The sequence below is a fragment of the Bradyrhizobium sp. AC87j1 genome (genome assembly GCF_002936975.1).
Classification (GTDB): Bacteria; Pseudomonadota; Alphaproteobacteria; order Rhizobiales; family Xanthobacteraceae; genus Bradyrhizobium; species Bradyrhizobium shewense.
In genome coordinates this window covers 296,054-309,047 of the sequence record NZ_PTFE01000001.1, presented here as the reverse complement: position 1 = coordinate 309,047, position 12,994 = coordinate 296,054, and the positions used below count along the sequence as shown (strand labels likewise).

10 protein-coding genes are annotated in these 12,994 nt (G+C 60.8%); 5 read left to right on the top strand and 5 right to left on the bottom strand.

The annotated features are described in order from the left end of the window. Together CV770_RS43025 and CV770_RS01350 are read right to left on the bottom strand one after the other, a co-directional pair. The coding region (locus CV770_RS43025) for a hypothetical protein (RefSeq protein WP_210203153.1) at positions 1–255 on the bottom strand (255 nt) is incomplete at its 3' end. 556 nt (positions 256–811) lie between these two features. Next, the gene (locus tag CV770_RS01350; RefSeq protein WP_104461052.1) at positions 812–1,501 is read right to left on the bottom strand and encodes a LuxR C-terminal-related transcriptional regulator; all 690 of its coding nucleotides are present in this window, start codon (positions 1,499–1,501) and stop codon (positions 812–814) included. A gap of 958 nt (positions 1,502–2,459) precedes the next feature. Here CV770_RS01350 and CV770_RS01345 point away from each other — a divergent pair. Continuing rightward, entirely contained in the window at positions 2,460–2,804 is a 345-nt protein-coding gene (locus tag CV770_RS01345; RefSeq protein ID WP_038946218.1) for an H-NS histone family protein, read from the top strand. Positions 2,805–2,853: 49 nt separating this feature from the next. Here CV770_RS01345 and CV770_RS01340 read toward each other — a convergent pair whose 3' ends face one another. Further along, a complete protein-coding gene (locus tag CV770_RS01340) occupies positions 2,854–3,075 on the bottom strand; it encodes a hypothetical protein (protein WP_038946217.1) in 222 nt (73 codons plus the stop codon). 337 nt (positions 3,076–3,412) lie between these two features. On the opposite strand from CV770_RS01340, the gene CV770_RS01335 reads away from it, so the two are divergent. Next, positions 3,413–4,519: a hypothetical protein gene (locus CV770_RS01335; RefSeq protein WP_063712051.1), complete on the top strand. Its 1,107-nt coding sequence runs from the start codon at positions 3,413–3,415 to the stop codon at positions 4,517–4,519. On the opposite strand, the gene CV770_RS01330 is transcribed toward CV770_RS01335, so the two are convergent. Both CV770_RS01330 and CV770_RS01325 read right to left on the bottom strand, forming a co-directional pair. Beyond that, on the bottom strand, positions 4,500–4,931 hold the full coding sequence (locus CV770_RS01330; protein ID WP_161499970.1) for a VOC family protein: 432 nt from the start codon (positions 4,929–4,931) through the stop codon (positions 4,500–4,502). The two genes, CV770_RS01335 and CV770_RS01330, sit on opposite strands and share 20 nt — an antisense overlap. Before the next feature lie 134 nt (positions 4,932–5,065). After that, positions 5,066–5,689 (bottom strand): GNAT family N-acetyltransferase, encoded by a 624-nt coding sequence (locus tag CV770_RS01325; protein WP_245453645.1) that lies wholly within the window; start codon positions 5,687–5,689, stop codon positions 5,066–5,068. Positions 5,690–5,773: 84 nt separating this feature from the next. Here CV770_RS01325 and CV770_RS01320 point away from each other — a divergent pair, with 84 nt between their 5' ends. The 3 genes from CV770_RS01320 to CV770_RS01310 all read left to right on the top strand — a co-directional run bounded on the left by CV770_RS01320 (position 5,774) and on the right by CV770_RS01310 (position 12,868). Continuing rightward, positions 5,774–7,699 carry an HAD-IIIC family phosphatase gene (locus tag CV770_RS01320; RefSeq protein WP_245453644.1) on the top strand — a complete coding sequence of 642 codons (1,926 nt, stop codon included), beginning with the start codon at positions 5,774–5,776 and terminating at the stop codon, positions 7,697–7,699. Beyond that, complete coding sequence (locus tag CV770_RS01315; RefSeq protein WP_038946211.1) at positions 7,686–7,928, top strand: acyl carrier protein; 243 nt, start codon at positions 7,686–7,688, stop codon at positions 7,926–7,928. Before CV770_RS01320 ends, CV770_RS01315 begins: the two co-directional genes overlap by 14 nt. 305 nt (positions 7,929–8,233) lie before the next feature. Next, the gene (locus CV770_RS01310; protein ID WP_104461051.1) at positions 8,234–12,868 is read left to right on the top strand and encodes a DUF4082 domain-containing protein; all 4,635 of its coding nucleotides are present in this window, start codon (positions 8,234–8,236) and stop codon (positions 12,866–12,868) included. Positions 12,869–12,994 lie beyond the last annotated feature (126 nt).

The following is a 12,994-nucleotide window of genomic DNA, read 5'->3' as shown; positions in this document are numbered from 1 at the left end:
ACCTGGTGGTCTCCCACCCCCGGATGATCCGCCGCTGGAGCTCGCCGGGCCCGACGTGGACCGATCATTGTCGAAGAACGACTGGCCGCTGTCGCTTTGCCTCGCCCCGTTCAGGCCGCCCGAACGGGCAATGGCTTTTGAGGTCAGGGAGGTGGACAGAAGCAGCGTCATGACAGGGGGCGTCACGGCTGCAAATCTTCCGCAGGTCTTCAGAAACTCCCGCCGGTCGTCATCCTCGTTGCCGTCCCGGGTCACGATGCGCCTCCTCGATTTAAAACGCCATTTTTACATTATTATATATTAAATATAGATTTTCAACCAAGAATTTTCTTTGCCTGGTCAGAGGTTGCTGAACGTGCGTGCCCCGGACAGAAAGCCGGCAATTTCCCGTGTTTCCTCCGATTATTCCCGCCGCGTCTTGCCGACGCACCCAATTTGAGTTGCGCTCGGGCATTTAATTTAGTTAACTTGAATTTAACTAACGGGCGCGGGCTCGGCTACAATGGATCATTGCGATGCCACTGCAATTCTATCGGTCCGTCCGGGACATGGAGATCTGGAGTGCGAGCAGCCACGGCTTCTCGTTCGTGATCAGTTTCGAAAGCCCGGGAGGTCCGGGTTTTCACGGACGCTCCGGCTACCTGGCGAGTTGGCGTCCGCTCCACAATAACCAAGCCGCAATCAAGATTGGCGGCTCGCCCTTTCGAACGTTGGCCGAGGCCGAAGGGGCCTGCCTCAACATGATTGAGCATCTGGCACCGCGATAGGCCGCCCCTCGCGCATACTGCCGAAGACGCGCCAGACGTACCCGTCAGTTCGCGCTGGCTGGATCCTGACGCAACAGACCAAGGGAATCCGGCTCATCTGGCGCTGTATGCAGCTCGCTTCGCGAGATCGCCAATGCCGCGAGAACCGTACGATTGCTGATTTCCAGCTTTTGGAAGATATGATGAAGGTGGACCTTGATCGTACCGTCGGCGAGATTCAACCGACGCCCAATCTCCTTGTTCGATAGCCCCTCCGATACGAGCCGCATGATCTGCCGCTCCCGGTCAGTTAGCTGTGTCAAAGGCTTCACACTGGCCAGGGGGGCCTCGCTGACGTGCCCGTTGCTGGGCGAAGCCGCTGCTTGGCCCTGGGCAGTTTTCCGCAGGGTTGCGACCAGCATCTCCGCATCCGAATCCTTCGATAGGACGATGCAGGCGCCGTTCAAGGCCAACCTTTGTAACTCACTGTCGGCCGTAATACCGGTGAAGAAGATTATCGGAGCACGTGGACCGACGGTGTTCGCACGAGCGAGCATCTGCTGTCGATTGAAGTCGGGCAGTGCAGCATCGACAAGCGCCAGGTCCGGGGCAAGAAACCGAATTGCCTCGACACAGCTTGCGCCATCGCTGCAGGAAGCAACGACCGCAAAATCACGCTGCGCCGCAAGAACGCTCCTAACCCCTTGCAAGACGATCGGGTGTCGATCAGCGATAACAATTCTGATACGGCGCATGCTTCCCTTGCCTGTTGCTAACAACCCCGCTTGCAGCCGTTTAATCCCCACCCTCCTTTTGAGACGCGCGAGCTATAACCAGTCAGCTCCGTCAATAGTGTCGCAGGGTCTTGATCGAAGGCAGCACCTGGCGGCAACGCTCGATGGCCACGCTATCGTAACTCGCCCAGAGAATGCGTGCAGCACCGTAAGAATGCGGTGCTCGATGCAAAATTCGAAACCGCGAATTCTGCGAGGATAACGACATTCCGACTACAATTTTTGATAGTTTAAATCTTAAAATTCACGCCAAGAATGTCATCGGCTCACTGATCGGCCGGGTGCACTATGATGGTCAACATCCAATTAACTTAGTTAGAGTCGGATATTACCAACGATATATAGGGACATTCACGATTCAAATCTAACATTCGACGAAGTTTTACTGAAGCGAGGCCGTTCGTAAAGCCTAGCTCAGGAAAGGGAGGTGAGAAAGTATTACTATTCATCAAAGCAACGGCTGGTAATCAAGGACAGAACAAGGCTGCGGTTGATCGTAGCCCGTGTAACACCGACGGAAATCCCAGTACCGCGCTTGAGGCCGAATTTCGTCAATTCAGCAATTTTTCAATGATTGGCACGGATTCGTCGTAGCAATGAGTAGGTGGTTCAAATGTATTCTTCGGCAGTTTTGCGTAAAACACATAAGGCCCTCATCGTTCAATTCACAGAATTGCAGAACTTACGTAATCGCGTGTTGAAAGCAGAGGAGCGATTGCTCTCGCCCAAGCGACGGGCCTACGGACGGAGGGCGCTCAGGAAGCGACCGCCCGGTCGGAGATACAGTCTTAACCGCTAGCACCAAGTACTGCGCTGCACCCAAGCGCCGCCCCGCGCCCGGATCGCGCTTGCCCAACCCTGCCATGACCTGATAATGCCCCCTCCTGCTTTGGTTCGGAAGTAGCTGGGGACGGCTTCCATGGGGAAAAATGACTGGGTCAACTTGACCACAGCCGAGCTGTGGGGGCTTTACGATGAGGTCACGACCGTTCTCAGTCGCAGGATGACCGCGGAAAAGGTCAAGCTCGAAGAGCGGCTGCGCAAGATTGAGGGGACCGCCGTTTCGTCCCCGAACGGGGAACGTCCGCGCCGCCCCTACCCCCCGGTGTTGCCGAAATACCAGAACCCGAAGGATCCGGCCGAAACCTGGTCCGGCCGCGGCAAACAGCCCCGCTGGCTGAAAGCGCAGCTTCGAGCCGGTAAGAAGCTAAATGATCTCCTAATCGACCGCTCGTCGGCCCAAAGGCGCCGCCGGACCGGCTGAGGCTCCGATGCTCGGACCTGCGGTGTGGATGGTGAGGCTTCGTTTGCCTTTAGCGGTTGCCATCCGGTTTCCCGTTGGGACTGCCATCGCCACCATTGTTGCCGAAGCCATTGTTGCCTTGCACAATTCGGCCGCCGGAACTGGCGATGGCGGTGGAGGTCAGCGAGGTGGACAGCAACAGCGTCATGGTCGGAGGTGTGACGGCTGCAAATTTTCCACAGCTCTTCAAGAACTCGCGACGATCTTCACTAGCGGGGTCGAGGTGGGTCATCAACGTCATCCTGCAATCGTCGGTCAGCGAAAATAGACCGAAATTGGATGCGTGCCAAATTAAATTTGTTAATTCAACGATTTCAATTACCGAGTTATCTACCACGTTGTACCTTGGCAAGTGAGGCGCGTGCGGCCGCGCCCGATTTCGTCTTGAGGGCACCGTGGCCCTGGCACATTATTGACATTAATAAATAAATCTATTATAATAATAAATATATTAATTAACTTGCAGTCAACTTCCATTCATACAGCCTATTCGGCGCGCAGGGGCTCAGCGTAACTCGACCATATATTTACGCGCGGTGTTCCCAAGGTGGCAAAGCGGAAGGCAGTTCATGACAGCAACCGAGGCCGGAGTAGCGTTCAGGCAATTGCGATCTGGCTTCGATACGGCCTTGCGACCAGGATTCTCAGTGCCGCGCCTGGGAGCCCTGATGAGCCGAGCTCTTACGGAAACTCTCCTGGACCTTTCGGAACTAACAGTCCTCACCGAGGCTGCCACCGGCGCGTATGCCGTAACGGCCGTCCTCGCAGCGATGGCCGGAGCCAGGCACGTCTATGCCTTCACCAGACCTACGCGGCACGGCACACCAGCTGACGCCAGGCAGCAGACCATGGAGCTTGCAGATTCGGTCGGCGTGGCCGATCGTATCGATGTCTTGGAGAAGATCACCCCGGATATCCTCCATCAAACGGATATTTTAACCAACAGCGGCCATCTTCGGCCTCTGACCGCTGCGCTGATTGATGAGTTACCGAGGCAGGCCGTCATCGCCTTGATGTTTGAGGCCTGGGAATTTCGCGCCAAAGACCTCGACATGGAAGCGTGCTTACGGCGCGGAATTCCCATTGTCGGCGTGAACGAACGCCACCCGTCGGTCGATGTCTTCTCGTTTCTCGGTCCGCTGTGCGTGAAGCAACTGCACGATTGCGGTCTATCCGTTTACAAGAATCGCATTGCCGTGCTGTGCGACAACGAATTTGTCGGCTCGCTCCGCGCCGGTCTCGCGAGCTCTGGAGCGAGCGTGGACATCTTCCACCACGTCCAGGCGGTGTATCACGACGAGTGGGACGCAATCATCGTCGCGCTCCGACCGACGGCGACGGCTGAGCCTCGCATCGGTTCGCCGGAAGCGACGCACCTCGCTGCTTGCGCGCCCCCTGGTGCCATTGTCGTGCAGTTCTGGGGCGATATGGATCGGACCGTATTGTCAGCAATTGGATTGGGCGTTTGGCCGACGGCGTCTCCGGCACCGGGGCACATGGGCATTCTCCTGTCGGAGATCGGCCCTGAACCGGTCGTGAGACTGCAGGCAGGCGGCCTCCGCGCTGCTGAATGGGTTCGGCGCAGCAGACCAGTTTCGTCCGACGGATTCGCGCAAATCGTCGCTCAGCCGCCGATCGAGCTGTCGCCAATTCACGCTAGCTCCCCGCCTCGATGAGCTCGATGAGCGTGAGCGTCGCGGAGGCGAGAAACACGATGCGACGCATGTCGAACGCGACGGCGGGCGCGGGTGACGATACGGGAAGATACTGCCGCTCCCTGAAGTGAGCGATCGCGTCGTCGAAGCGGGCCACTTCGTAAGCAAGATGATAGAATTTGCTGCCGCGCTTCAGAACGCCCATCACGGGCGATTGTGGGCTGGCCGGCTCGATGAGTTCCAGGCGCGGACCGCCGCCCGACACGAACTGAATCCGAACCTGCTGGATCGGATCCTCGAAGATTGGTCCTTCAGGACGGTAGCCAGTCGTCTCGAGCTCCGGCAACTCCGTTGCGATATTCCGGCACGCCATTCCCAAATGATGAAAATGCAACTCCATCTGCCAGTCCTCTTTCCCCTGCCAGCGCGCCAAGACGCAAGTGTCCATCGTCCACGCGCTGTCCGCGAGGTGCCCTCGGGGACGGACAACACCCAGTTCGGGCGTGAAATCCGTCGCCTCCGGAAGCGCGATGCACCGCTGCCGCTCTCCGGCCAGCCGCGCGGAAGCTAACTTTCCCTGGCATCGAGGAGCAGCGCCGACCAGGCGTGCTTTAACCGCGGATAATCCTCACGCGACATCCGAAATGTAATCACGTCGTCGCCATTCCACCAAGCGTTCGGCGCGATCTCGTCGATCTGGAATCCAAGGCGAACATGGAAGTTCTTCGCCGGCCCGTTCCGGCTTTGCACGTTGGCGACGACGGCCGAAAGCCCCAGCTGCACGAACGCAAACGCGAGCAGCAGATCGAAGATCTCGGCCAGAAAGAGCCGCGCGCCCGGATCGACGATCAACCGCGCCACCTCGCCGCGCTTCGTTGCGAAATCCAGGTTCGCAATCGCGATGCTGCCGGCCGGTTTTCGCGAACGCTTGAACTCGGCAATGAAATAATAGTCGTCCGCCCTGCTCTGGTAGCTTCGGAAAAACTCTTCCTGCCGGCCTAAAGTCAGCTTTTCTCGCCCCATGAACTTGCCGAGCACGGGGTCATTCCGCCAGGCGATGATTTGCGCCGAATCGTCCAGCCTGACCTCCCGGAGGACCAGGTTGTTCCCTTCGGGAAGCCGCTTGAGATTCTCAGCTTTGGTGAAAAGCGTGTCCGAGCTCGATGGTCCCAGTTCCGCATGCGCCGTCATTTATCTACGCCATCCCAATTTAACAAATTTAAATGTATTTAATTGACCTAACCTCTATCATGATTTAATTTAGCGGACAATCAAATGATGCCGCCTTCGCTGGGGAGACTCGCTATTCTCGCTGCTGCACCCGCCTTGCCGGACCGGCCTGTGAATGACGCCGAACTCAAGTCCCTGGCGCTGTCCGGCGATGCCGCGTTCTGGGGACATCTCGCCGTCCGCTCGCGGCACGCGATGAGCTTTTCCGAACTGTTTTTTCTGTCGACGCTTCGAAAAAAGGCCAAGCTGCACGCGGCCGAGAGTGTCCAGCCAAGACTCCGCCTTGCCTTGATCGGCGGCTACAACCTTTATCCGTTGCACGAACTGGTCGAACATCTCCTGGCCGTTCGCGGCGTCGCGTGCGAACGCTTTCTCGGCGAGTACGATAATTTCGTCTCGGAGGTCCTCGACGACTCGAGCCCGCTGTACGCCTTCAAGCCGGATATCGCCTTCATTCTGCCGAACGGAAGCCGCTGCCGGTTTTCCGGCTCGCTGCTCGATGCCATGGAACGCCAGCGCGAAGCTGTAGTTGGCGCCGCGGAGCACCTCCTCAGCCTAGCGCGGACCTTCATCGCACGTTCGGGTGCGGCGGTAATTCTCGCCAATCTTGCGCTGCCTGCCGAGCTCGGGCTCGGCTCGTTCCGTTCACGCACGCTTGGCGCCGATTGGAGTTTCCGCAAAGCGGTGAACCTCGAGCTCGGGCTCCGGGCGCCAGCCGAGGTGCAAATCTGCGACGTCGAGTTCCTCTCGGCACGCCGAGGGATCACGGCCGCGGAGGATGCGCGAGCGTGGTATGAATCGAAGCAGCTCGGCTCACCTGATTTTCTGGTGGATGTCGCGCAAGAGCTCAGCCATCTGATCGCCTCCCGTAAGCAAGGCCCCAAGAAGGTGCTGGTGCTCGATCTCGATCACACGCTCTGGGGCGGTGTGATCGCGGAGGACGGCATCGAGGGAATCGAGCTCGGCGACTCCTCGCCCCGCGGCGAGGCCTTCAAGGCCTTCCAGAAATACCTCCTTGCGCTTTCCGAGCGCGGCGTGCTGCTCGCGGTCTGCAGCAAGAACGACCATGCGCGCGCGGTCGAGGTCTTCGAGAAGCATCCCGAGATGGTTCTCCGCCTGGAGCATTTCGCGGCCTTCAAAGCAAATTGGGACCCGAAGTCCGACAATTTGCAGCGGATCGCGGATGAACTGCACCTCGGCCTGGACAGCTTCGTCTTCGCCGACGACAACCCGGCGGAAATCGAGATCGTGCGCCAGTTTCAGCCCCTGGTCGAAGGCGTGCTCCTCGGGCCGGACCCCGCCGAGTTCATCGGCCGCCTCCAGGCCGGACGCCATTTCGAGCCGCGGACCGTCACGGAGGAGGATCTCGGGCGGACGGCGCAGTACAGGCAGGAACGGCGACGTACGGAGCTCGCGGCGAGCGTGACCGACATGCCAGCCTACCTCGCCTCGCTCGAGATGCGGGCTACGATCAAGGAGTTCGACGCGCTCGACCTGCCCCGCATTGCCCAGCTGATCGCGCGCAGCAACCAATTCAACCTGACGACGGTCCGTCGCTCCGAAACCGAGATCCAGGGGCTCCTGAGCAGACCGGACTACCGGTGCTTCACGATGCGGCTCGAGGACCGGTTCGGTGATTCCGGGCTCATCTCCGTGGTCATTGCAAAGGTCGAGGACGGCGTCTTCGTGATCGACACCTGGCTCATGAGCTGCCGCGTGCTCAAGCGCCAAGTTGAGGACGAGATCATGATTGAGATTTTTCGGATTGCAGAGGTCGCCGGCTGCGCAAAAGTGCGCGGCATCTATCTTCCGACAGCCAAGAACGGGATCGTCGCCGGAATCTACGAGGCGTTTGGATTCGTGCGTACGGAAGACTCCGCCGCCCGAAAAGAGTTCGAGCTCGAGGTGGGGAAGTATCAGATTCGGTCGACAAAGATACGCGTAACCCGGAGGGCTTATGAAGCAGGCTGAAGTACTGGCGAAGTTGCAGGAGGTATTCGACGGCATCTTCCTCGATAAGGTCGCGGCCAAGCCCGAGCTCTCGGCGGCGGACGTCGAGGAGTGGGACTCGCTCATGCAGATCTCGCTCGTCATCGCCGTCGAGCAGAAGTTTCGCGTACGATTCCGCGTTGGCGAGGTCGAGGCGGCGCGGACCCTGGGTGAGTTCGCCGATCTGATCGCGAAACGGATGGAGCCATAAGAGCTGGACGGCGAAGGTAGAGCGCGGGAATACGCGGCGCGCCACCCGCTTTTGGTGTCTCGCGCCGCGGACTGTCGGCGTACGCGGTGCCGCTTCCCGAAACCTCCAGCGCGAAGCCCCACCAGGCAGTTGTTCATGCGCCGAGGCCAGCAGCGAACACACCCTTCAAGAGAAGTTGAGATCCGTGCACACGCTGGTTGCTTCACAATCGGAATAAAAGGTGAGACAAATAAATATATAATTTATTTAACTTCGCCTTCCGTTAAATTACCAAGTGCAGGAATCGACTTGCGCGGGAGAACAAAATGGCCAGTTTGTTCACCACCCAGACGCCATCCATCACCAACGCCACCGACGGGACAGGCGCGGATTATGAGCTGGGGATGCGCTTCACCGCCAGCACGCCCGGCACGATCCAGGCGATCCGGTACTACAAGGCTTCGAACGAGACCGGCACCCATGTCGGCCACATCTGGTCGGCAACGGGCCAGGAGCTGGCGACTGTCACGTTCACCAACGAAGGCGCATCGGGCTGGCAGCAGGCGACCCTCGCCACGCCGCTCACCATCGCGGCCGGCACGACCTACGTGGTCTCGGTCAATATCAACAGCTACTACGTCTCCACCACGCAGGGCTTCGCGTCCGGCATCAGCAATGGCGGCCTGAACGCGCCGGTCGGCGCCGGCGTCTTCGACTATACCGAGGGCGTCTTTCCGACCACCATCTATCAGAATGCAAACTACTTCCGCGACGTCGTGTTCGCTGCGAGCGTGACCAACCCCAACAACCACCCCGGCACGGTGAGCGTCAGCGGGACGCCGACGCAGAACCAGACCTTGACCGCGACGGTGAGCGATGCCGATGGCGTGCCAGCCAACATCACCTATCAATGGCAGCGAAGCACGAACGGCAACTCGTGGACCAACATCACGGGCGCGACGGCGAGCACACTGACTCTCGGGCAGTCCCTGGTCGGCAGCTTCATACGTGTCAACGCCGTCTACACGGACTCCCTGGGCAGCAGCGAGACCCCGGTGAGCGCCGCGACCGCCACGAAAGTAGCCAATGTCAACGACGCCGGCGTCGTCACGATCAGCGGCACGGCGACCCAGAACCAGACGCTGACGGCCAGCGTCGCGGATCCCGACGGCGTCCCGGCGAGCATCACCTATCGCTGGCAGAGCAGCCCCGACGGCACCACCTGGACGAATCTGTCCGCCACCACCGCGAGCCTCACCCTCGACAGCAGCCTGGTGGGCAAGCGGATCCGCGTGAATGCCACCTACACCGACCAGCTCGGCACCGCCGAGAACGCAACCAGCGCGGCCACGGCGACGGTCGGCGCCGCGAGTGCCACCACCACCCTGTTCACCACCCAGACGCCGTCCATCACCAACGCCACCGACGGGACAGGCGCGGATTATGAGCTGGGGATGCGCTTCACCGCCAGCACGCCCGGCACGATCCAGGCGATCCGGTACTACAAGGCCTCGAACGAGACCGGCACCCATATCGGCCACATCTGGTCGGCAACGGGCCAGGAGCTGGCGACTGTCACGTTCACCAACGAAGGCGCATCGGGCTGGCAGCAGGCGACCCTCGCCACGCCGCTCACCATCGCGGCCGGCACGACCTACGTGGTCTCGGTCAATATCAACAGCTACTACGTCTCTACCACGCAGGGCTTCGCGTCCGGCATCAGCAATGGCGGCCTGAACGCGCCGGTCGGCGCCGGCGTCTTCGACTATACCGAGGGCGTCTTTCCAACCACCATCTATCAGAATGCAAACTACTTCCGCGACGTCGTGTTCGCTGCGAGCGCGACCAACCCCAACAACCACCCCGGCACGGTGAGCGTCAGCGGGACGCCGACGCAGAACCAGACCTTGACCGCGACGGTGAGCGATGCCGATGGCGTGCCGGGCAGCATCGCCTATCAGTGGCAGCGAAGCACGGACGGCACCACGTGGACCAACATCACCGGCGCCACGGCTAGCACGCTGGCCCTCACACAGGCCCAGGTCGGCGGCTTCATACGTGTCTCCGCCTCCTACACGGACCCCCTGGGCAGCAGCGAGACCCCGGTGAGCGCCGCGACCGCCACGAAAGTAGCCAATGTCAACGACGCCGGCGTCGTCACGATCAGCGGCACGGCGACCCAGAACCAGACGCTGACGGCCAGCGTCGCGGATCCCGACGGCGTCCCGGCGAGCATCACCTATCGCTGGCAGAGCAGCCCCGACGGCACCACCTGGACGAATCTGTCCGCCACCACCGCGAGCCTCACCCTCGACAGCAGCCTGGTGGGCAAGCGGATCCGCGTGAATGCCACCTACACCGACCAGCTCGGCACCGCCGAGAACGCAACCAGCGCGGCCACGGCGACGGTCGGCGCCGCGAGTGCCACAACCACCCTGTTCACCACCCAAACGCCGGTCAACACCAATGCCACCGACGGGACAGGCGTGGATTATGAGCTGGGGATGCGCTTCAGCGCGGACGCTTCCGGCGTAATCCAGGCGATCCGGTACTACAAGGCTTCGAACGAGACCGGCACCCATATCGGCCACATCTGGTCGGCCACGGGCCAGGAGCTGGCGACCGTCACGTTCACCAATGAAGGCGCATCGGGCTGGCAGCAGGCGACCCTTGCCACGCCGCTCACCATCGCGGCTGGCACGACCTACGTGGTTTCGGTCAATATCAACAGCTACTACGTCTCCACCACGCAGGGCTTCGCGTTCGGCATGAGCAATCAGGGCCTGAACGCCCCGGTCGGCGCCGGCGTCTTCGACTACACCGAGGGCGTCTTCCCGACCAACGTCTATCAGAATGCAAACTACTTCCGCGACGTCGTGTTCGCCCCGTCCAACATCATCGCGCTCCTCAACACGTCGACGATCTATGCCAGTGAAGCGGCCGGCACGGCCACCGTCACCGTCACACGCTCCGGCGACCTCTCGTCGCAAAACACCGTCGAGTACACGACGAACGAAATCGGCACCGGCGGAAGCGCGACGGCAGGATCGGACTTCATCCAGCCCACCTTCAACGGTCGGGCGAACACCGGCCAGATCGTCTTCGCACCGGGCGAGAGCACGAAGAGCTTCACCATCCCGATCGTCAACGATCAACTGACCGAAGGCAACGAAACGTTCGCCATCGGCCTTCAAAATCCCGGCTCCGGCTCCCTCGGGGCTCCACGCACTGTGCTCGTAACCATCGTCGACGACGACTCACCCGCCTCGATCGCTATGGCGGACGTCGTGGTGAGTGTCGCGGAGAGCAGCCCGACGGCGACGATCACGCTGCTCCGCAGCGGCAACGTCAGTCAGGCAGCCACGGCCGGCTTCACGACGAGCAGCGGCAGCGCACTCGCAGGATCCGACTACACGACCACATCCGGCACGGTGACCTTTGCTGCCGGCCAGGTGAGCCAGACCATCTCGGTGCCGATCATCAATGATGCGACGCCGGAGAACGACGAGACCTTCACCATCACCTTGAGCAATCCGACGGGCGCCACGCTTGGCGCTCAGGCGACAACGACCGTGAAGATCCTGGACAACGACAACCCCGCTCTCGGCAATCTCGTGGGCGAGACGGCCGTCTCGGGGCTGAACCAGCCTGCGGCGATGGACTGGACTCCCGACGGCCGCTACATGTTGGTCGCGCAGAAGGACGGCGTGGTGCGGGTGGTGGACAACGGCACATTGCGATCGACTCCGCTCATCGACCTTTCGAGCGAGGTCAATGATTTCGGTGATCGCGGGCTGCTGGGGATCGCGGTGAACCCGAATTTCGCAACCAACCACTATGTCTACCTGCTCTACACCTACGATCCGCCCGAGACGGCGGGCCAGAGCGGCCTTGCGGCCGCCGATCAGGGCGGCAACCGACCTTGTCGTCTGGTGAGGGTCACTGTCAACTCCAGCACGATGATCGCCGATCCGGCCAGCGAAGTGGTGCTGGTCGGCAAGAACAGCACCTGGGCCTATACCAGCCGTCCCGACGCGAACAGCGGCGGTGATCCCAGCATCGTTCCTTCCGGGATCGTCAACGGCACCACGATCACGGCTCCCGCCAGCCAGATCGAGACAGGAGCGCAGGACAACGATCCCGACAGAGCCGGCATCCAGAACCAGAACATCCGCGACTATCTTGCGACCGACAGCGATTCGCATTCGATCGGCGCCGTTCATTTCGGCCCCGACGGCTACCTCTACATGACGGTCGGGGATGGCACATCGTACAACTTCGTCGATCCCCGCGCAGTGCGGGTCCAGGACATCCATAACCTCTCGGGCAAGCTCTTGCGGATCGATCCTGTCACGGGCGAGGGAGCGCCGGGCAATCCGTACTATCAGGCCGGCGATCCAAACAGCAATCAGTCGAAAGTGTTCTACTACGGCGTCCGCAACGCGTACCGCTTCAGCTTCGATCCCGTCACGAATCTGCCTGTGCTCGGAGACGTGGGCTGGAACAACTGGGAAGAGCTCAATACGGGGCCCGCGGGCTCGAATTTCGGATGGCCCTACTTTGAAGGTCCGAACAAAACCGCCAGCTACCAGAACCTCTCGCAGGCGATCACCTTCTACAACAATGGCAACCGCAACAATTTGTCCGACCCGCCTGCCGTGTTCCCGATCCTGCCTCTGAGCCACGGGGCACCGGACAACTTCCACGTGATCACCGCGGGAGATTTCTACAATCAGAACACGATGTTCTTCGACGACGTCTACAATGGAACGATCTTCGCCGCGACGCTCGATGCGAACCGGCAGGTCGCAAGCGTCCAGTTGGTGGACAACGTGCAAGGCATTGTGGACATGCAGAAGGGGCCCGACGGCTGGCTCTATGGTGCCGATATATATGACGGCACGATCCGGCGTTGGGTGGACCCCTCGGCCGCCGGCAACGTGGGCCTCGCGGCGTCATGACGACGAGTGCGCCGGGAGAAGGTGCCCCACTTGTGAGACTTGTATGGGTCAGTGGGGCACGACAGAGCCGATGCCCTCACCGCACTTGCATGCTTGAGACAGTCGTCCCGGCCGGCGCAGTTCCGC

Excerpts from the sequence above, each read along its gene's own strand:
- CV770_RS01325 (WP_245453645.1), bottom strand. The coding sequence starts at position 5,689 with ATGACGGCGCATGCGGAACTGGGACCATCGAGCTCGGACACGCTTTTC.
- CV770_RS01345 (WP_038946218.1), top strand. The coding sequence starts at position 2,460 with ATGGGGAAAAATGACTGGGTCAACTTGACCACAGCCGAGCTGTGGGGG.
- CV770_RS01335 (WP_063712051.1), top strand. The coding sequence starts at position 3,413 with ATGACAGCAACCGAGGCCGGAGTAGCGTTCAGGCAATTGCGATCTGGC.
- CV770_RS01320 (WP_245453644.1), top strand. The coding sequence starts at position 5,774 with ATGATGCCGCCTTCGCTGGGGAGACTCGCTATTCTCGCTGCTGCACCC.
- CV770_RS01340 (WP_038946217.1), bottom strand. The coding sequence starts at position 3,075 with ATGACCCACCTCGACCCCGCTAGTGAAGATCGTCGCGAGTTCTTGAAG.
- CV770_RS01315 (WP_038946211.1), top strand. The coding sequence starts at position 7,686 with ATGAAGCAGGCTGAAGTACTGGCGAAGTTGCAGGAGGTATTCGACGGC.
- CV770_RS01350 (WP_104461052.1), bottom strand. The coding sequence starts at position 1,501 with ATGCGCCGTATCAGAATTGTTATCGCTGATCGACACCCGATCGTCTTG.
- CV770_RS01310 (WP_104461051.1), top strand. The coding sequence starts at position 8,234 with ATGGCCAGTTTGTTCACCACCCAGACGCCATCCATCACCAACGCCACC.